Here is an 18,504-nt window from a genome sequence, read left to right as displayed (position 1 = left end):
GCGCTGGGAGGGGCGGTCACACCGCACGACCGCTTGGGGGCATGCCGTCCCAGGAGGTACCCGCATGAGCCATCCCACTCCGTCGCCGCAGTCCCATGATCCCAACTGCGAGAAAGCTTCTCAACCCGGCTGCGTGTGTCCATGTCTCAGCTTGATCCATCAGTGCGATGTGCTCGATGCAATGCTGGAACCACGACTCACCAGCGCCGACGCAGCGCGTGAACTCGAGAAGATGTTCGGATCGGCGTTTTGCGACTTCGGTGACCCATCGTCCGGGCAGAACGTGCGACGCGGGAACTGGCAGCCGTGGACCACGGCACCGGCGTCCGCGCAGGAGAACACCCAGCGTGAGCAGCGGATCGTTGATGTCACGTTACGCGACGTGCTCGCAGGCGTGCATCGGGCCGCCCGGACTGGTCCCTGGCTGACGTTGGGTGATCACCTACGGGCGCGTGACGACTGGTGGACGGTCGCGGGCGCCCTTGAAACTGCGCTGACCGCGGCCGCCGCTGTCACCGATCATAGGACCCGCGGCTACTTCTGGTCATCGATGCTGGCGGCCGCGTCGGTGTGTATGAGGAACACGGCCGCGCCGACGGCGGCGCAGATCGCGGCGATCGCCGTCGCACCGCCTCGTCGGGTGCTGGCGACTGCCGACCCTCGTCCGGATGTTGGGATGTTTGGCCGTGTGCTCTATCCGCGCCAGGGCATGCCGAACGTCATTGTGGAGATGGCGGTACCTGCCGCGGTGAGTCTGGCATCCGACCAGATCGCGGCAGCATTGGCGGCGACGTCGCTGCCGCCGAACGAAGCTCGCCTGGTTCTACAGTGTGTGGGTATCACCATCTGCCCGGATTTGTGGCGGCATCCTGCGGCGGTGAAGTTCCTGCTGATTCCGGCGGTGCGGACCTTGCGCCGAGAGTACGGAGCCATTTTCAGCCTGGACGGTAATCCACGTGGGACCTTGTTGGAGGCCCTCATTCAGGCCGAACTCGGCGACAAGTGGGTCAAGTGGCGAGGGCGTGGAGGATGCTGGTGAGCGGGTGCAGGACGCCTTGGATTTGGAGCCGGGCTGCCTGCGCCACGCCGCCGTCGACGACTCGCGCGACGCTTTCGATGCGGTTGCCCGCCAGTTTGGTGTTGCTGGTCCGCGCAGCATCGGTGAGGACCCGTTGTCGATCGGCGGCCCCGCGTGATGTGCCTCGTCCCTGCGTACTACGAGTACAGAGATTCCTTACTAGTGAGGTGTCCGCGATGACAATCAGCGCAAGCCAAGCGCGGCAGCAAATGTTGGCGCTCATCAAGCAGGTCAACACCGACCACGAACCGGTACGCATCACGTCCAAAGCCGGTGATGCCGTGCTGATGTCGGCCGACGACTATGACTCGTGGCTGGAAACGGTCTACCTGCTGCGATCGCTGGAAAATGCGCGCGGGCTCATGGAAGCGGTCGCCCGGGACAAAGCTGGTCTGCTGGTATCGGGCCGATACGGCAAGTCCTTCTCCGAGCCCCCGAAGATGGCCGACGGCTCGGAGTGAGGAGGATTCACTTCGCCCGGATGCATGCAGGAGGACTTCCCGTTCGGCTGGACGTTGATCGAAGGATGGCCCGTCCTTTGATTCAATGATCGGCATCAGCTACACCGCCGATGAACGCTTGACTGTGGCTTTGTGGTGAATGGGCAACAGTTTCACGCAATGCTTGCCAGATCGAGCATTGCTAGACAAGATGGTGTAGTGGTGCGCAATGAATCCTTGGACGAGCCCGGCGTTGATGGTGTAGCGACCGTGGGCCTGGGTGCTTATTTGCGCGAGATCCGTCGGGCGTTGGGCATGACATTACGAGCGGTGGAGGCTGCCACTGATCGAGCGGTCAGCAATGGCTATCTCAGTCAGATCGAGTCTGGTGTGGTCGAGCGCCCGTCGGCGCACGTGCTTTTTCATCTCGCGAACGTCTATGGCATCAAGTACGAGGATCTGATGGCCAGAGCCGGTAACCGGTTACCTGCCTCTTCGGAAGCAACCGTCGCACGTCAGATGGTGGCCGGTGTTCCGTTGCGCGCGTTGGAAGAACTCGATGAGCAGGATCAGCAGTTGCTGCGCGAGTACCTTGCGTTTCTGCAGTCCCGGAAGAAGCACCGCACATGAGCGCGATCGTGGTGGCCTCGATGGCAGACGTGCGCAAGTACGCCCGGGGGGCATTGAGTGTAGCGGGGGCGCTCGACACGCTGCCTGTTCCGTTGGCGGACGTGGAAGCTGCCATCGGATTGAGTCCTGCCGAGAATCTCTATGAAGCCGGCGATGTCGTCCCGCAGAGGTTCGCCTCACTGCTGAACAGAATCCGATCCAACAGTGCACGTGTACTTGGAGTCCTGGGCTTCGGGCAGAACACCATCTTTCTGGATCCGGAGCTGCCTGAACATCGTCGGCGGTTCACTCATGGCCATGAACTCGGCCATCGTGCGTTGCCGTGGCATGAAGGCGCCTACGTCGATGACGATTCGACGCTTCATCCAGCGGCACGTGAAGAACTCGAGCAAGAGGCGAACGCGTTCTCCGCGCAGCTGCTTTTCGGCATCGACCGGTTCACGAACATGGCCGATTCGCGTCCACCGTCGCTAGCCGTACCGCTCGACCTCAGTACCAGATTCGCTGCATCCGGGCACGCCGCGATACGGCAGTACGTCGCCCAGTCCAATCGCGCGATGGCGTTGTTGGCGCTCGGCAAATTCAACACCCAGCGCGGCGGCCGGACCGGGTTGCCGCTCTTCGCGGCCCACTGCGTCGAGTCACAATCCTTCCGTGACCGGTTCGGTGAAGTGACCGACCTGTTTCCCAGCCACGTGACCCCCGCGGCGTTTCACTTCGTCGCAACGGCCATGGATCTCTCGAGCGGACTGGATCAGACCGAGATCGAGTTCGCGCTCGACACCCAGCGGGGCCGCACGAATTTCGTGGCGCAATGCGCCACGTTGCGACTGCGGTGGGTGTTGATTCGGCCGGTATCGCGCCTGCACATCCGCAGTCCGCAAGTTCGAGTCGTGCACTCGCACGGCTGATTTGGCGACCCGCTAACCGGGCCGAGGAGTTAACCGCCGGTGATTTCGAGGTGATCGTGGTGATCGTGGCGGCGGGGCTGACCGGAGTGCAATTGAGCGCGCGCGGCGGCGGGCAGGGTGTGCGGGCACCGGTTGGCGTGAATCGAGCCGCGCAGCTGCAAGGTTTCCTCGAAGCACAGCCTCCAATGGTTGTGCCGCCCGGTGGTCAGGGGGTGGTCTGGCGAGATCTGTTGCAGCGCAATGGCAAGCATGAGTCCTGCGGCCGCGGACAGAAAGGGCAGAGCCGCATCTGCGGAGGTTGATGCCGTACCGGTGGGGCCCGAGGAGCAGGCGAACGCGGGGGTGTCGAGGTCAGGGATCCTGCATGCCGGGCAGTCGTCCGCACGTGCGAGGTGGCGATGCAATTCCGCAGTCCAGCTGGCAGATGTGGTGGCATGCAACAAGATCGGTTCCCCGAGTGCTGCGGCGTGAGCTCGCACACCACGTTCATTGGCCAGAACGAGGGTGAGATCGGCACGTGGGGGATTGGTGGCGGCCCACTGATCGAACCAGAGCGGCTCTGAGCCGCCGGTGAGGGAGGCTGCCAGGGCGTCAGCCTTGGCCACGGGTGCGGCGGTGGGTAGACCTGCGGGCCAACCCGCCTGTGCCGCCGTCATGCACACGCACCGATTGGTGTTGGTCAAGTCAGCGTGATCACCGTCGATCACGGTCCAGGTGCCGTTGGAGCCGAGCTCGCGCACCCAATATGCCAGCCCGTGTGATACCGCACCGGCACCGATGAGGTGCACGTCGCCGACGTCGATGACACCACCAACGGTGTTCGTCGTGACACCCAGGACGGGGTGGTCGGGATCGATGGATCCTGGTTCGGCCACCGCCGCGGACGCCCGATCGACGAGGTTGAGCACCATGGGCGTCATGCGCCGGCCGTGGGTGAGGTGAAACAGTGCGGCGACCCCTACACAGGCCGCGGTTGCCGCGCCGAGGATGTCGGTGTCGGATGAGCCGCAGACGGTGGGTTGGGTGCTCAGGTGCGCTCGGCCACCAGACCAGCCCACCCACATGTGACACCGTCGGGAAACGACCGGGCCCAAGCCGAGGCCGACGACAGGTTCGGGGTGGACCGGCGTCAGATCGTTCGTGTCGCGGCGAACCCCGTTGACGATGAGTACCGCGGCAGGGTTGATCGCCAGGACAGTGCCGATGACCGCCTGTTCGATCGTGTCGGCGGCGATCAGCGCGGCGCTCTTCAATGGCGCGGGCGTCAGGTCGACGCTGATGGTCCGGTGGGTGCGCGCCACCATGTTGACCGCGGCGAGCAAGGCCAGCTGCCCGCAGCGGGTCGAGCTGATCTGCAGGGCGGTGAGCAGCACGTGGGTGTCAAGGGCGTGTTCTTGGGCACCGTACTGCCGAGTACGGCCGTCACGGGCAGCGTAGAACCGTGCGGCCTGCTCGGCGTTCACCGCCGACCCTGCGTCCCGGGCAGCGCGCAGACCGCCGTGGCGCCCACCACCCGCATCGCGTCGTCGTCAACGACGCATCTCCAGATGCCGTCTTGGTATTGGTGCAGGCCCGCGCCGCCGGCCGGGAGCAGTGGGCCATCCCCGTAGCGGGCCACCACCAGCGAGAACATGTTCTCGAACGGCATCAGGACCAGCTGGTCATCACCATCGGAATGGCGAGTGTCAGACCCGGGGTGACTGTGCACTTGGGCGATCACCCCGAGGCCCATGCCGCGGGCGGCACGGGCGGCACCGGCCACCGCGGCCTCATCGAGGAACACGTAGTCCGGCCCCGTTCGCGCGGCGGGAGTGATCATCGCCATCACCATGGAGGTGTTGGCGCACTGCCGGCCCAACCACAACACCAGCCCTTCGTGGCGCCCTGCTTGTCCTGAACTGGCCTGCAGCGCCGCCAGCGTCGGGGCCACCACCTGTTCGGCGACCAGGAGCTGCCCCCTTACGGCAGCCGTGGGTAACGGCGTGCGCCGGTGCACGTTCATGCGGCCACCCCCGGGCTCGCTGAGAGGTGCATGGCCAGCGACGACAGCATGTCGGGCAGCGTGTGCGCCTGAGTCGGGTCGCCGGTGACCGTCTTCCACGTGGTCAACTCCCAATCGCTGTGTGGTCCGCCATCGGTGCCGTAGGCCAACCGGCTCCACGGTGCGCAGATCAACTGATTGGGATGAAAGATCGACCCGTTGACCCCGGGCCGGCTGCCCGGCAAGGGAAAGGCGGCAGCGGACACCACGTCCTCAGAAGTTCGGCACGTCCATCGCGGTGGGGTGACCGGATACCCGGTGAGGTCGGCGTGGAAGGCGATCGGCACGCCGGCGACCGGGTGCTGGATGCGGGCAGTCAGCACGAGTTGGGTGTGGTCGATGTCGATGTCCCAACCGTGTCGCGCCGCCCACACCTTGATCGCGGGTTCCTCGGCCGCCAGTACTGCCCGCGCCACCTCGATCGATCCCACCACTAGACACCCCCGCCGACGTCGACGAGTTCGAGCAGCTGTTGGTTGTGCACGTGAGCGGCCGCCAAGGTGAGCGACCGGTCCAGCACTTCGTCGTCGCGGGTCTGGAAGGTGTGGTTGCCAGCCGCGTAGCCGAAGGCCTCGGCGACGGACTTCGCGGCGTCGCCCACCGTGGCTGAGCACTCGAACACGAACACCCGCTCCTCGGGGTCGCGCGGCGCGAACACCTTGATCTCGACCCAATGTTGGCCGTGGTGGCCACCGTCGTGGCCGTGCTGCCCCTGGGAAGTGTGCTTGTCGTCGTGGATCGTCACCGGATTGGTCCCTTCGTATGTTGGTCGAGGTCTGTGCCCCGGTGGGGTGCTCCACCCCACGCTTGACATACTAAGCATCGCTTCGGGCTGAGCGCAAGCGCTGCTTGAAATATCCAGCGAGGCGTGCGTCGCCGTGACGTGTAGTGCATAAATCGGGATCCGAGTGCACTAAGCGGGAACTATTTGCCCTATATTCGGGACAAACAGTGCTTTATCCGGAACAGTTCAGGTGGGCCGGCAGGAACAGGAGCGCAATGGAGCACCTATCAGAGGTGGTGAAGATACTCGACGCGGCCCTGATGCACGACCCGAGCAAAGCCGGTGCCTACGGTCAATTGCTGGCGGCCAAGCTCGAGGAGGACGGACAGGGCCGTCAAGCCCGTGCGGTCCGCTCAGTGCTGTCGAAGGTGCCCGCGTCGGGGATGAGCGCCTCCTATGTCAACGCCAAGCCCCCCGTCGACGCCGAGAACGCGCTGGCCATCGTCGACGTCACCGCCCCGGAGGACTTGCCCTCCACCGCTTTGGCGCTGCATCCCTATGTGCGCAGTCGCGTCGATGAGTTTCTCGAGCTGGTTCGCTTGCACGATCAGTGGGCCGCCGACGGCGTGGCCGGGGCCAACCGGCTGCTCATCTTCGGCCCGCCGGGGACGGGAAAGACCAGCATTGCCGCGTTGATCGCCAGGGAACTCAAGCTGCCCTTGGTGACTAGCCGCAGCGACGCCTTGATGTCCTCGTTGCTGGGTCAGACCAGCCGCAACCTTCGCAGTGTGTTCGACTACGCCGCGGCCCGGCCATGTGTGTTGTTCCTTGACGAGTTCGATGCGTTGGCCAAGTCGCGCAACGACTCCCGCGAGATCGGCGAACTGCAGCGGGTGGTGATCGCCTTGTTGCAGAACATCGACGCGCTCGATCCCTCGACGATCGTGATCGCCGCGACCAATCACTCCCAGCTTCTCGATCCGGCCGTGTGGCGGCGCTTTGAGTTCACCGTGCGGGTGGACCTGCCCGGCGACGGCGAGCGCGCCGAGATCTGGCGCGTGCACCTGGGATCCCATGTCCCCGGTGACGCGGATTTGGCCCGGCTGGTGCAGCTCTCGCAGGGACTGTCCGGTGCGGCAATCGAACTGGCCGCCAAGGACATCTGCCGGACCGCGATCAGGGACGCCACCGCGGAGGTGGCCTTGCCGGTCATGCTGCGCCGACTTGCGCGTATCCGTTGGTTCGAGTCGTACTCACGATTTCAAGACGTTGCCTCCGAGATCGCGGCGCTGCGGGCGTGGTCCCCGGAGGTGTTCACCGTGCGTGCCCTGGCCGAGATGTTCTCGGTAAGCAAGCGCCAGGTCACCAACGCGATCGCCCAGGCGCACGCCGATGCCTGACCTGGAACCGATCGTCGTACTGCCGGCACAGGTGGGGGAGTACTCCCGCAAGCCCGGAGGTGGCAGTACGCCGAAACCGCTGGTGCCCGTCGATCAGGCCTTGCGCTCGGGGTTGGTGGCCCAGTTGGCGGCCGTCAGGCAGATCGTCGCGGACGACCGGTTCGGGGTAGCTCAGGGTGCCCCGTTGGCGATCACCGTGCGCGATGAGGCGCTGGCCAAGACCCGGCGACCCTATGGGCTTCTTGCCGAAGCGGATCTGACCCCAGTCGCTGGCGAGTCCCGTGGCCAGATGATCAGCCGGGCGACACCGCAAAACACCCGTGCGCTCGCGGAGCTGATCGCCACGCGCACCAGCAATCGTGACGTGTTCGCCATTTCTACCTTCGAGTCGTTTCGCATCTTCGATCCAGTACGCGACGCCATTGCCGCCGAGGAAGCGGACTCCCCGGAACAGCTTCTGGCCCTCGCCCGCCAGACCCACCGGCCACTGCGGGTGGAGCTGTTCCCGTGGTTGTCGTCTCGGTCACCGTGGAATGACCGACAAACACTACGCGACTACTTATATGAGGTCGGCCTTCCCATTATTTCGGTGGCCGGGTCGCGCACCCGCACGGCGCTCTACCTGGAAGTCACCGAGCAGGCCAGAGCGGAAGCGCTGCACACCTTGACCGGCATCCGCAGCGCGGTGTTGGCACCCACCTACAGTGCACCTGGCCCGATCGGCCCGCAGAGCATTCGCGTGGTCGGCGGCGCCGGATCGGCGGTTCTAGCCAGCCCGGATGGCATCCAGGCCGTGGTCGGGGTGTTCGACAGTGGCGTGGAGCCTGGATCACTGGATCCCTGGATCCAGCGGCGATGGCAGTACGACGTCGGAGCCGACCGCGACACCACACACGGCACGTTCGTCGCCGGCCTGGTGGCGAACAGTCACGGATTCAACAGTGGCAGCGACGATTTCCCCCGCGATCCCGCCCTGCTGATGGATGCCCAAGTGCTCTCTGTCGGATCGATCAGCGAACATATCTTGATCGACCGCATCACCGAGGTGCTCAACCAGGCCGGCCCCACCGGACCGCGGGTGTGGAACTGCTCGTTCAACCGGCAGACTCACATGAATCCGATGGCCTACAGCATGTTTAGCCACGAACTGGATTTGTTGTCTGACACTCACGGGGTGCTGATCGTGCAATCGGCAGGAAACTACGACACCCTGCGCACGACATGGCCGCCCGACGGTTCTGCGGGGCTGGCCGACGGGATCGCCACTCCCGCCGAGGGCATCAGAAGTCTGACGGTGGGATCGGTGTCGCATCGGGGCGGCATGGCCCCACGCGGTGCACCAGCCTCCTACAGCCGGCGCGGACCCAGCTTCGGCGGTCAGCAGAAACCCGAGGTCGCCTACTGGTCCGGGGACCTGGCCACCGACCGCAGTCTTGGCGGCTTCGGCATCCAGTCGCTGGGCGCGGGTGACTTCACCCTGGAAAGCGTGGGCACCAGCTTCGCCACACCCATCGTCAGCTCGATCGCCGCCAACATCTGGACCGACCTGTTGGCAAGTGGTGCGGTGCAATCGTTGCGGCCCGAGCTGGTTAAGGCCTTGGTGGTGCACAGCGCGACGGTGGCCAACATGGCCATCGACGATGAGCACCGCCTCTACTACGGTGCTGGCGTGCCGCGCGGGGATTCGCGGGCCTTGTTCGATCAGACGCAGTCCTTCACCACCATTCATGAAGTGCAGCTGCGCACCGGCGTCAACTGGGAGAAACGGCCCTTCCCCATGCCCGCATGCTTGATCGGCCCCCACGGCAAGATGAAAGCCGCTGCGGCACTGACGGTGTCCTATGCGCCGCTGATCGATCCGGCATTCGGCGAGGAGTGCGTGCGGACCTGTGTGGAACCGTCTTTCGGGCACTACGTCGTCAAAGAGGGCGAAGAGAAATTCGAGGGGAAGATGGTTGGCAGCCACACCTGGGAGCGAAACTTGATCGACCGTGGGAAGTGGAGCCCGATCAAGACCTACCACCGCAGCTGGTCCAATATCGATGCCACCGGCGACTGGGCGCTCAAACTGCGGCTCACGGCACGAGACAGCTCCATTGAGCCGCTGAGCCAACGGGCCTATGTGATCCTCACCCTGGAAAGCCCGGATCCGACGCTGCCGGTGCACAACGACGGCCTGGCCGCCATCGCGCGGTTGCGCTACCCGCATTCCCTGGCCGTGGACGCCGGCAGGCTCCGTGTGCAGAGCTAGCCGCTCACCGTCGCCGACCACGTCGCAGTCCATCGGAATCATCGTTGGGGTGCACCGTGAACTACCGAGGGTGCGGTGATGGCCACCGAATCCCTCAACCGAGGTCTGTGGCCGCATCAACGACACGCGGTGAGCCAGATGGCGGCCTATCTGGACGCCAACGGCCATCCCTGTGATGTAGCCGCACTGGTGAGCATGCCTACCGGCACCGGTAAGACGGCGGTGATGGCGGCAATCATCGACCGCGCCAGACCCGACGGCCACTGGCTAGTGCTCGTGCCACGACGATCCTTGGCCACCCAGCTGCGTCGTGCTCTGGATCACGCGGTGTGGTCCCAGCTGGGTATATCCAGGCCGCGGCGGTTTCCCCAGATCCGTAGGCTGCCCACCTCCGGCCGGATCGACGAGCTGGCCGAGGTCAGCACTGCCACGGTGTTCATCGACACCATTCAAAAACTCGTCAAGATCGATGCCGAACTCGGCGACGACGCGGCCCGACGCGCACAGGCATTCGCCGGATTTCGGGGCGTTCTCATCGATGAGGGACACTACGAGCCCTCACCCACGTGGTCAGGGGCGGTGCGCTCTCTGAGACTGCCCGCCGTGTTGTTCACCGCCACGCCCTACCGCAATGACGAGCTGCACTTTCTCATCGACGCCGACCATCGTTACACCTACCACCATCATCAGGCCCTGGCCGACGGCCGGCTGCGCCAGCCTCGTTTTGTCACCGTCGCCGACGGCAGCACCACCCAATTCATCGACGACACCGTGGATTTCGTGGCCCGCAAACGCCTGCACGCCGCCCGGGTCATCATTCGTTGCGCGTCGCCACAGGCCATCCGCGAGTGCGTGGACCTCCTGCTCCGAGGCGGGCACACCGCGATCGGTGTCCACCACACCTTCGCTGGCAGTGGACACCACCATCTGCTCGCCGAGGTGCCGGCCCCCGGCGACGTCGGCGCCCAGTACTGGGTGCATCAGTACATGCTCGCCGAAGGGATCGATGACCCCGCTTTCCGTGTGGTGGCATTCCACGGTGCCATGAACAACGACCGCTCGGTGATCCAACAGATCGGTCGTGCGTTACGCCGCCCGACGCCCGGCCCCAAAACTGCTTGGGTGCTCTCGCGCCAAGGATGCGACGTCGCCCGGGTGTGGGAGCGGTATCTGCACTTCGACAGGTACGGTGGCACGTCCACCGCGACGGCACCGAAATTCACCCAATGTCTGCTGGAGGCCCAGCCTGCCGCCGCGTACTACGACAAGCAGTTCCGCGCGCCGGTGCAATTGCACAGCCCGCAGTTGTGGACACAGTTGGCCTACCAGCCAGCGGCCTACATCCTTCGGGTGCGGCCAGATCAGAACGTCTCACCGGCCGAACTGGCAGCCGATATCGTTGCCGAGTACGACACGATGGGCCTTGCCGTTCAGCCACCGATGTACCCCGATGCTGCGACGGTGGTCATCGGGTACGTGAACATCGCCAACTCCGACGCGCTGCTGGACGGGCTGTTTCTGGAAGGGTCGTTGGGGTTCACCGTGATACGCGTCCTGGGCCGTCGCGTCTTCGTCTTCGATACTCACAAGTTGCTGGCCAAGGCCATCCGCACACGGGTGCGCCCTGAACCGCGCGTCACGCTGTCCAAGCTGCTCGACGCTGGCACCCGCATCACCAAAGTGTCCTTGGACAACACCGATATCAGCAGGCAAGCACCGAGACGACGTACGACGAGCGCGGCATCGATCGACGACATCGCCCCAGCACTCACCGATTACGCGTTCGTGTGCAATCTCGCCGAGGGCTACACCTCACGGTCGGCGCTGGGTGCAGACACCATGCGCTACCTCGGCCTGACCCGCGCGCGAGTACGCGACGGGCGCCGGGTCCGGTTGACGTTCCACCAATTCCGCGAATGGGTCGACGAGGTGAACGCCTTACTCGACGACGCAGCAATCACCCCCACCCACACCCTGGGTCGCTATGCCGATGCCGTCGATCCTCCCGCTGAGCCCGCCCCGCGCCACGTCCTCGTCGACGTCGACCCCGGTGACTACGTGCGCCTTGACGACGCCGGCATCCTGCACTCCCTCGAACTCGACTGGCTGGCAAGTCACGTCACCGACAACCACACGACGGTCACCGTCGGCCAGCGATCGGTGGGCGTATCGCTGGAGTGGGATACCGCCGCGGCACGCTACCGCTTCGAATCACCGGCGCTGCGAGCCATGGGCTTTCGCAACAACGCCGGCGACGGTGAGGAACTCACAGCTGCGATCAACACCGAGCAACTGCTGCGTGTGGTGCCTACCTCACCTGGACGTGTGTACGTGCACGGTCAGTTCATCGCCGTGCCCGACCCTCATACCCACCGCGCCGGCCGGCGGCTGCTCGATCGCATCGTCGCGGTGCCCGCATTAAAGGATGCCCGCGAAGAGAAGGGCAAACCCGTCGACAACCGCTGGCAGACGCGAAGCGTATTCGGGGTCATCGACAAGATGGCAACGGCCGCCCGATCCGATATTCCCGAAATGTCGCGGTACTTCGAGCATCTGGACACACTGGTGTGTACCGATCTGGGCACCGAACCGTGTGATTTCATCGCCATGCAACCGGACCGCATCGCATTCATCCACGCAAAACACGGACGCGGCGCTCAGCGATCAGCCACCGTGTTCCACGACGTGGTCGCCCAGGCGATCAAGAATCTGGTATATCTGCAACCGTCTACCCAGGCTGCACCGCCCACCGGTCTTTGGAGCCGCCGCTGGCCCGCCGAGGACAGTCCTACCGGCACCGTGGACCGGCTTCGTGCTGGGTCGGCACAAAGCCCGCAAGAGATCTGGGACCATGCTCGCGCACTCCTGGAAAACGGTGACGTATACAGGGAGATATGGATCGTACTGGGTCAGGGGATGTCGATGGCCAGCGTGCGCGCCGAACTGCAATCACCGCACCCCGCCGAGGAGATGATCCAGATCTTTTGCCTGCTCCAGTCCGCCGAGAGCATCATGGCCGACTGCGGTGTTCAGCTGCGCGTCTTTTGTTCGCCGTGAGCCGGTGCGACAACGCACACGATGGTGTCGAGCTGAGTTGCGTGCTGGGCCGGGCGTGTCCACAGACCTTGGTCTGCCGTGCGGTTCGTCGATCCGGGGCCGTGTTCGGTTGACTGGCTAGATCACTGGTCGAGCACGTCATGAGACCAATGGTGACTTTAGAGCGACCGACACTGTCTGCCCCGTGGCGTTGTCCGTGTGGTGGGGGATCGGCGACGTCGTTGCACGGTCAGCGATCACATCGCAGCGCCGGGAGACTGCCGGGCAGAACAGGACGATCAGCCACGTAACCATCGATCGAGCTGATCGGCCGCGTTCGCGAGTAGCTGGGCGGCGGCGCGAGCCTGCGAGGGGGTCAAGCCATGGTCGTCGAAAACTTGCACGCTGATGACTGGGGGCTCGCCTTCGACGTCGATTCGGCCGTCTTGATACTGGATTGCGCTGGTCTGCACGGTGAGACGATGGCCGTCGAGTGCTCGTTCGTGGCCGTACACCACTCGGGATGGAAGCGGGTCGTCGATATCCCATTCGGTGTTGCCGACGGCGCCCACGGGCCGCGGCGGCCATGTCTCATCATCGGTGATCATTGGTTTCTCCTTGCATTTCTCATGGCACCGCGTGAGGAGCGGCTGAAAGGACAGAGGTACCCATGTGGTGGCAGGGGCGAGGACTACGAGCGGGGCGTGGATCGATCGCTGCGCGGGGATTCGACTTCGGCGTCTGATTCTGCGAAGTCGGCAAAGATGGCCTGACGGAACGGATCTGAAGCCCCACTCGGGTGAAGCTCCGGAATTACCTCCCGCAGGCGGCGAACGCCATCGGCGAGCAGATGGGCAGTCGCCGAATCTGCCGAGAAGGTGTGCCGGCGTAGTGACGCGATGATCTCGGTCACGGCTACCGCGTTGGGGTACCACGCGGCTACTTCGGTCGGCTGCAACGGTTTTGATTCGTCGGTAACCGCGAGGCGCGCCCAGCGCCCTCTGATGTCGGGTGCCCGTATCACGGCCGGCCATCTGGCCCAGGTGGACAGGCACACCACGGCACTGCTGAAACCGGTGCGGACGGGGCCGCGCCCATACTGCCTGATCAGACGTCGATGTCTGAAGTTGGCGGCAAGGATGTCGGGGCATAGCTGCAGCGAAAACTGTTGCTTCGCACTACATCTGAGCTCGCGGCTACCGATCCAACGATGGTGGGTGTGGCAGATGAGCTGTTCGTGGCTGGCGAACATCGTCACCACCGCCCGGCGCTGATCGGTGCGGGAGACTGCACAGTGCATGCATGCTGGGCGTATGCCGGCGTTCGCCGACACCTGTCCGCCCAGGTGTGGCCACTTCTGGAGTACGGTTTCGCCCCGCAGCTCTGGAAGTGCAGAAACGAGGCTGCGTTCGGACCGTCCCGTCAGCGCGACTAAAGCGGCGGTGAAGGACCGGCGGTGCGCCATGGTTGACAGCCATAGTGGGCGTAGCAGGTTTTGATCGGTCAGTCGCTGCAGGTAGCTGCTCAACGTCTCAGCGCTCAGCGGCGCAACCGAATGGGGCAGACGCTGGTAGGGCAGCGACTCAGACATGTGATCGTCGTGCTCGCCCTGGGCGTTTCGTCTAGGCGACATCGGGTGCTCCGGGGTCCACATCGTCGACGGCCACCGAATCGAGGAGCTTGAGTGTGACGGCCTCGACCCCGAGGTCGATGGCGTCGGTCGCTGCGTCGATGATCAAATCACTCAGGGTGGCGATCGAACCTGCGGTGCGATGGAACAGGTAGTCGGCGTTTCGTTCCAGTAGGCCCTGTTCATGCAGGGGCAACGGGAGGATCCGTTCGAATGACGCGACGAGCCGGATCCACTCAAGATGGTCTGTCTCGTTGGAGATGGAGTAGTTGGCCAGGTTGACCGCTCGTGTGCGTTTGCGCCACTGTTCGCCATTTTGACCGCTGAACAGCGGCGCGGTGTCCAGTGAGATACCCGCGAAGAGCATCGTGGCGTCGAGGTTTTCGGCGAAGGTCTTGATGTTGTCGGCGACCTCGGCTCCGGCGGCGCGGTCGGTGTTGAGGCGCTGCACGTCGTCAAGGATGACGAACTTGGTTCCCAGGCTTTTGAGCAGGCGTGCGAGGTCGACCAGGCGCTCGTCGGCGTTGCTGCCGCGAAGTTCGCGTGCACCGACGAAGTCGGCGAGCCTGACCCAGAGTTTGTTGGTCGTGGTCGCGGTGGCGATGGTGGTGTAGACCACCGGTAGATAGGACCGGTCGTTTTCCCGTCCATAAGCTTGGCGCAGTTCGGCGTCTAGGCGTTTACCGGCGGCCATGACGTCGGTGGTCTTTCCTGTCCGGGGGTCTCCGGATACCCGGATACCGGGGCGCGCAACGAATTTCTTGACCCGTGAGCGGCGCAGGAGACGCCGGGCGTGGGTCAGAATCCGGTTCAGGTCTCGGGTGGGAAAGACGCGTTCCTCGTTGAGGTAGTCGATACGGCGTTCGTTGTAGGTTGCCCTGTCGACCGGAGTGAGGGCTTTGATGTCCTCGATGCCCAGGGCGGGGCGTTGCGAGTCGGGCGTGGGTTCGTGGGTGCAGTATTCACGCCATTCTTCTCGGGTCGTCGGCGATGCCACGTGTTCACCAGCCTTCGGATAACCGCAGGGGACGCATCGGTTCCACTCGCGCGGCGGGTGCCGGCGCGGTCGTGTCACTGGTGGGCGCAGCCCCAGATCGCTCAGGTTGTGGCGTGTGGTCGGCGGGTGGGCCGCTACGGAGTTCCTGCCGGGCGAGGTTGGCGCGGCCGGCGACGGTTTCGCTACGGGTCAGAGGTCGGCGTTTGGGCTGCGCAGGGCCACCGAGCAACTGGCGGTGGATGTGTTCGGTGCGTTCCAGTACTTGCTTGTCGCTGACATTCCTACCGAGGTCAGCTTTGATGGCGTGCAGGATATCGATGCCGAAGGGGATTGTGGCGTAGTTTGCGAGCACCCAACGGCATTCGATCCAACCGTTGTCTTTGAAGATCGGCCGGTCGGATTCGTCGTAGTCCAGTGATTCATCGCGTACCCAGATCTGCAGCAGGTTAGTGGGGTCATAGCGCACCTCCCATTTGCCGTTCTGTTTCTTGTTGGGGGACTTGCGTCGTCGAAGGCGGTGAAACTGCGGTGTTTCGCTGTCGTAGACGAGGTTGAACAGGTTGATGCCGTAACGGTTGATGCGTCGGAATTGGAGCGGGTGCAGGCCGATCCATTCGTCCAAGCTCAGTGTCCGAATCGGGGTGGGCGCAGTTTGGGACAGTGCCCGGTAGATCGCGTTGGGGGAGAGCTTCATTCGTGGTGCGGTGCCGATCTGCAGGCCAGAGTGCGCACGGTTTTGATAGACGGTGATGGTCCATTCGTCCAGGAGTGCCTGAAGCAAGGGCAGCGGCCAAACGGCGTCCTTGTCAGGACGTCGTCCGCGGTGGTTGACCGAGCGTCCCTTGTATCCCGGGATCCACTTGACGAAGTCGTCGGCGATGGTTTTCAGGAGTCTTTCAACGTGTGGTTTGGCTGTCGGTGTGTAGGGGGGTGCCAGTCGGTAGTTGACACCGCGGGTTTCGGTGGCGCGGATGAAGGCGTCCGATACGAAGATCTTGCCGCGATCGACGACCAGACCGCGGACGTCGATGATTGGCTTGTTGGCCAGCGCGGCGTCCAGATCCTCTTGCGATGTCATGGTGTCGGGTAGGTAGCTGCGGGCGATCGCCATGTTGTCTTTCCACCCGGGCAGCATCTGCTGGGGAATTGCAGAGTTCGCCCAGATCTCCAACGCGTCCACTGTTTTACAGGCATTGGGTCGCAGAATCGGTGAAATGAGTGTGCCGGTGGCGACGTCGATTCCGGCGGCGAGGTCGATGGTGGCGGGCTGTCCGTCGGCCATGAGTGCCATGGCGTCCAGTGGTGTGGAATCCAACTGGACTTCTTCCCCGGGGAACAGGGCGACGATCTTGCGGAAGGCGCGGTCGGGGCTATTGGCGTGACTGCGACGTGAGGTTGCGTCGCCGGTGATGTGCTCGCCGCGGTCGAGTTTGTCGAGCAGCTCGTACATCGAGGTCTTTCCGGGCATAGGAACGTTGTCGTCGGTGAGTCGGTGTTTGGCCATTTCGATGATCTGTTTCTTTGTCGGGGTTGACTTGTCGATGAAGTGGTTCCTGACCGCATCTAGGGCTTTCTCGATGCGCTGATCGATGTGGGACAGGCGCACGTGTCCGGGCAATCCGCGCAGATCAGCGCAGCCCATGACGCCTCGCTGATTGAAACCGCGCCACTTGCGCCACATCGTCGACATGGAGACTTGATGGCCTGCGCTCATCAGCTCGCGGCGCTTGTCTGCGAGCCGGGAGGCGACCGTCGAGGTCGGATGGACTGGCTCGATGATGCCGCGGTCCCGCAGCGCCACTCCGTGCTTCACTTCGTACATGTGCGCATACCAGAACTCAGCGTCTCGCCGGCGTTGTGGTGAGGTGAGATCGAGCATGCGTTGGTCGGCCACACTCGGACTGGTGTCCTCGGGTCCGACGAACGTCTCATCGAAGATCACCACGCCAATCGGAACGGTGAGTTCGCCGCCGTCATCAAGGCATACCAGCTGTAGCGTGGTGGCATCAGAGTCACGGACTTGCCATGTGAGGCATCGGAATTCAATGATGTCACCTAGGCGGATCTCGGTCATGCCCGCACCACGGTCTTCCACGTCAGAGGATAGTTCAGATCGGCGTGAAGCTGTGCGCACCACAGCATGTGATAGAGGATGCAGACCACGGCGCCGTCGGACAGGCCGGTCAGAACGGCTGCTTTGTCGACCAATTCGGACAGGGGCAGCCCTGGTGCACCGGCTGTATGCACCAGCTCGGTGACGCGAGCCCGGCAGTGCTCCGGTGGAGCGAACCGCGGGTGATGGTATCCCGAGAGCAGTCGCAGGTTGCGTTCGACGACGGCGTCTAGCGCGGTGAACTCCTCATAGTCCCAACCTAGTTCGGTACATACCCCGCGCGTACGGGCATGCTGTACGCGGTCGTCGGCGGTCACACGTGCGGCAGGCTTGACATCGACGACGAGCACTGAACCATCGCGGCGCCGAGCGAAGAAGTCCGGTGCGTGGCGCATCGGCTTGCTTCCCTTGGGCCATAACAGCCAGAACGGATTCGAACTGACCGCCGTCGTCTCGCCGCGAAAGTCCAGCACCATGAGCGCTGTCATCTCGAATCGAGATTCGAACTGCACGTGCGACTGCGATCGCGAAAACCAGTAGCGGCCTTGGTGTGAGCGCCTGCCGCGGTAGGCCGGGAACGTACGGATGGGCGCCGATGATTCAAACCCGAGTCGCCCGATCCCGGCGTCGATCCGAGACCGCACGCGACGACCGGTGACCGGATCCTGGTACAGGATCGTGGTGTACGGCGCGTCGTTCACCGGCAATGTGGCTGGGCCGCCCGACGGTGGGCTGGTCACGAAGTGTGCGGTTTCGGCGGACCCGCTGGCCCGCGATTTCCGGCGGGTGGACGACGTGTCGGTCGAAGGGGGGTTGACATCGCGTGCAGGGCACGGTGAAATAGCCATGTGTCCTCCTGAATGGGGGAGTGGATATGAACGCGGCGGTCACGCCGCACCGAAAAGCTGGGCGGCCACCCAGCTTTTTCGGCGTCTAGGGCCAAATCGTCGATAGGCCAAACGACAGTTGAGTCGTGCGGTTGGTTGCTCCTCACCTCCATCGTGGGACTGTGCGATTTGCTGGAACCCCGGCAGATCACTTCTGCGGCCTATGCCGGCCAATCGGGTGACGCTAGTTCAGCACATGCCTGCCGCGGACCACAAGGACTTCAGCAATCTTGATCCCCAGGACGGACACCAGCACTGGTGACCTCAGCCTCATCGATTTCAGGCAGCGGCCCAGTGTGCACCACACGCTGGAGATCGTTGGGGATTAGGCCCGGACGTGTCGACGACGTCACTGAAGTAATTGGG

The 18,504-nt window shown here is 64.0% G+C and carries 17 protein-coding genes; 8 read left to right on the top strand and 9 right to left on the bottom strand.

What is annotated here, in order from left to right; translation table 11 throughout:
* Positions 1–181 precede the first annotated feature (181 nt).
* The 5 genes from ACXPWS_RS16505 to ACXPWS_RS16485 all read left to right on the top strand — a co-directional run bounded on the left by ACXPWS_RS16505 (position 182) and on the right by ACXPWS_RS16485 (position 3,059).
* Positions 182–1,039 carry a hypothetical protein gene (locus ACXPWS_RS16505; protein WP_458707694.1) on the top strand — a complete coding sequence of 286 codons (858 nt, stop codon included), beginning with the start codon at positions 182–184 and terminating at the stop codon, positions 1,037–1,039.
* Positions 1,040–1,043: 4 nt separating this feature from the next.
* Positions 1,044–1,196, top strand: a complete 153-nt coding sequence (locus ACXPWS_RS16500; protein WP_458707693.1) for a hypothetical protein — start codon at positions 1,044–1,046, stop codon at positions 1,194–1,196.
* Positions 1,197–1,254: 58 nt separating this feature from the next.
* A complete protein-coding gene (locus tag ACXPWS_RS16495; RefSeq protein ID WP_458707692.1) occupies positions 1,255–1,539 on the top strand; it encodes a type II toxin-antitoxin system Phd/YefM family antitoxin in 285 nt (94 codons plus the stop codon).
* Positions 1,540–1,740: 201 nt separating this feature from the next.
* The gene (locus ACXPWS_RS16490; RefSeq protein WP_458707691.1) at positions 1,741–2,148 is read left to right on the top strand and encodes a helix-turn-helix domain-containing protein; all 408 of its coding nucleotides are present in this window, start codon (positions 1,741–1,743) and stop codon (positions 2,146–2,148) included.
* The gene (locus tag ACXPWS_RS16485; RefSeq protein ID WP_458707690.1) at positions 2,145–3,059 is read left to right on the top strand and encodes an ImmA/IrrE family metallo-endopeptidase; all 915 of its coding nucleotides are present in this window, start codon (positions 2,145–2,147) and stop codon (positions 3,057–3,059) included. The genes ACXPWS_RS16490 and ACXPWS_RS16485 overlap by 4 nt, the downstream gene beginning before the upstream one ends.
* A gap of 29 nt (positions 3,060–3,088) precedes the next feature.
* Here ACXPWS_RS16485 and ACXPWS_RS16480 read toward each other — a convergent pair whose 3' ends face one another.
* The 4 genes from ACXPWS_RS16480 to ACXPWS_RS16465 are packed head-to-tail and all read right to left on the bottom strand — an operon-like array spanning position 3,089 to position 5,845.
* Positions 3,089–4,522, bottom strand: coding sequence for a hypothetical protein (locus ACXPWS_RS16480; RefSeq protein ID WP_458707689.1), 1,434 nt, complete (start codon positions 4,520–4,522; stop codon positions 3,089–3,091).
* Positions 4,519–5,061 (bottom strand): Mov34/MPN/PAD-1 family protein, encoded by a 543-nt coding sequence (locus tag ACXPWS_RS16475; protein ID WP_458707688.1) that lies wholly within the window; start codon positions 5,059–5,061, stop codon positions 4,519–4,521. Before ACXPWS_RS16475 ends, ACXPWS_RS16480 begins: the two co-directional genes overlap by 4 nt.
* Complete coding sequence (locus tag ACXPWS_RS16470) at positions 5,058–5,531, bottom strand: hypothetical protein (protein WP_458707687.1); 474 nt, start codon at positions 5,529–5,531, stop codon at positions 5,058–5,060. Before ACXPWS_RS16470 ends, ACXPWS_RS16475 begins: the two co-directional genes overlap by 4 nt.
* 2 nt (positions 5,532–5,533) lie before the next feature.
* Positions 5,534–5,845 (bottom strand): hypothetical protein, encoded by a 312-nt coding sequence (locus ACXPWS_RS16465; protein ID WP_458707686.1) that lies wholly within the window; start codon positions 5,843–5,845, stop codon positions 5,534–5,536.
* A 254-nt stretch (positions 5,846–6,099) separates the two neighbouring features.
* Here ACXPWS_RS16465 and ACXPWS_RS16460 point away from each other — a divergent pair, with 254 nt between their 5' ends.
* From ACXPWS_RS16460 to ACXPWS_RS16450, 3 genes are all read left to right on the top strand, one after another.
* Positions 6,100–7,224 carry an AAA family ATPase gene (locus ACXPWS_RS16460; RefSeq protein WP_458707685.1) on the top strand — a complete coding sequence of 375 codons (1,125 nt, stop codon included), beginning with the start codon at positions 6,100–6,102 and terminating at the stop codon, positions 7,222–7,224.
* Complete coding sequence (locus ACXPWS_RS16455) at positions 7,217–9,475, top strand: S8 family peptidase (RefSeq protein ID WP_458707684.1); 2,259 nt, start codon at positions 7,217–7,219, stop codon at positions 9,473–9,475. The genes ACXPWS_RS16460 and ACXPWS_RS16455 overlap by 8 nt, the downstream gene beginning before the upstream one ends.
* A 78-nt stretch (positions 9,476–9,553) precedes the next feature.
* Positions 9,554–12,532, top strand: a complete 2,979-nt coding sequence (locus ACXPWS_RS16450) for a DEAD/DEAH box helicase (RefSeq protein ID WP_458707683.1) — start codon at positions 9,554–9,556, stop codon at positions 12,530–12,532.
* A gap of 278 nt (positions 12,533–12,810) precedes the next feature.
* Here the strand turns inward: ACXPWS_RS16450 and ACXPWS_RS16445 are convergent, their stop codons facing one another.
* The 5 genes from ACXPWS_RS16445 to ACXPWS_RS16425 form a co-directional block, all read right to left on the bottom strand.
* Positions 12,811–13,119, bottom strand: coding sequence for a hypothetical protein (locus ACXPWS_RS16445; RefSeq protein WP_458707682.1), 309 nt, complete (start codon positions 13,117–13,119; stop codon positions 12,811–12,813).
* 83 nt (positions 13,120–13,202) lie between these two features.
* Entirely contained in the window at positions 13,203–14,102 is a 900-nt protein-coding gene (locus ACXPWS_RS16440; RefSeq protein WP_458707681.1) for a hypothetical protein, read from the bottom strand.
* A 31-nt stretch (positions 14,103–14,133) separates the two neighbouring features.
* The gene (locus ACXPWS_RS16435) at positions 14,134–15,138 is read right to left on the bottom strand and encodes a TniB family NTP-binding protein (RefSeq protein WP_458707680.1); all 1,005 of its coding nucleotides are present in this window, start codon (positions 15,136–15,138) and stop codon (positions 14,134–14,136) included.
* Positions 15,139–15,142: 4 nt separating this feature from the next.
* A complete protein-coding gene (locus tag ACXPWS_RS16430; RefSeq protein ID WP_458707679.1) occupies positions 15,143–17,212 on the bottom strand; it encodes a Mu transposase C-terminal domain-containing protein in 2,070 nt (689 codons plus the stop codon).
* A complete protein-coding gene (locus ACXPWS_RS16425; protein WP_458707678.1) occupies positions 17,209–18,099 on the bottom strand; it encodes a TnsA-like heteromeric transposase endonuclease subunit in 891 nt (296 codons plus the stop codon). The genes ACXPWS_RS16430 and ACXPWS_RS16425 overlap by 4 nt, the downstream gene beginning before the upstream one ends.
* Between the last annotated feature and the right edge of the window lie 405 nt (positions 18,100–18,504).

This window comes from Mycobacterium sp. BMJ-28 (assembly GCF_054404835.1).
Note: the sequence above shows the minus strand (reverse complement) of the source record. Positions and strands in the feature narration are given on the sequence as shown.

Bases quoted from the DNA above. Each gene is read 5' to 3' on its own strand.
- ACXPWS_RS16505 (WP_458707694.1), top strand. From the start codon at position 182: ATGCTGGAACCACGACTCACCAGCGCCGACGCAGCGCGTGAACTCGAG.
- ACXPWS_RS16495 (WP_458707692.1), top strand. From the start codon at position 1,255: ATGACAATCAGCGCAAGCCAAGCGCGGCAGCAAATGTTGGCGCTCATC.
- ACXPWS_RS16485 (WP_458707690.1), top strand. From the start codon at position 2,145: ATGAGCGCGATCGTGGTGGCCTCGATGGCAGACGTGCGCAAGTACGCC.
- ACXPWS_RS16475 (WP_458707688.1), bottom strand. From the start codon at position 5,061: ATGAACGTGCACCGGCGCACGCCGTTACCCACGGCTGCCGTAAGGGGG.
- ACXPWS_RS16460 (WP_458707685.1), top strand. From the start codon at position 6,100: ATGGAGCACCTATCAGAGGTGGTGAAGATACTCGACGCGGCCCTGATG.
- ACXPWS_RS16455 (WP_458707684.1), top strand. From the start codon at position 7,217: ATGCCTGACCTGGAACCGATCGTCGTACTGCCGGCACAGGTGGGGGAG.
- ACXPWS_RS16450 (WP_458707683.1), top strand. From the start codon at position 9,554: ATGGCCACCGAATCCCTCAACCGAGGTCTGTGGCCGCATCAACGACAC.
- ACXPWS_RS16445 (WP_458707682.1), bottom strand. From the start codon at position 13,119: ATGATCACCGATGATGAGACATGGCCGCCGCGGCCCGTGGGCGCCGTC.
- ACXPWS_RS16440 (WP_458707681.1), bottom strand. From the start codon at position 14,102: ATGTCTGAGTCGCTGCCCTACCAGCGTCTGCCCCATTCGGTTGCGCCG.
- ACXPWS_RS16430 (WP_458707679.1), bottom strand. From the start codon at position 17,212: ATGACCGAGATCCGCCTAGGTGACATCATTGAATTCCGATGCCTCACA.
- ACXPWS_RS16425 (WP_458707678.1), bottom strand. From the start codon at position 18,099: ATGGCTATTTCACCGTGCCCTGCACGCGATGTCAACCCCCCTTCGACC.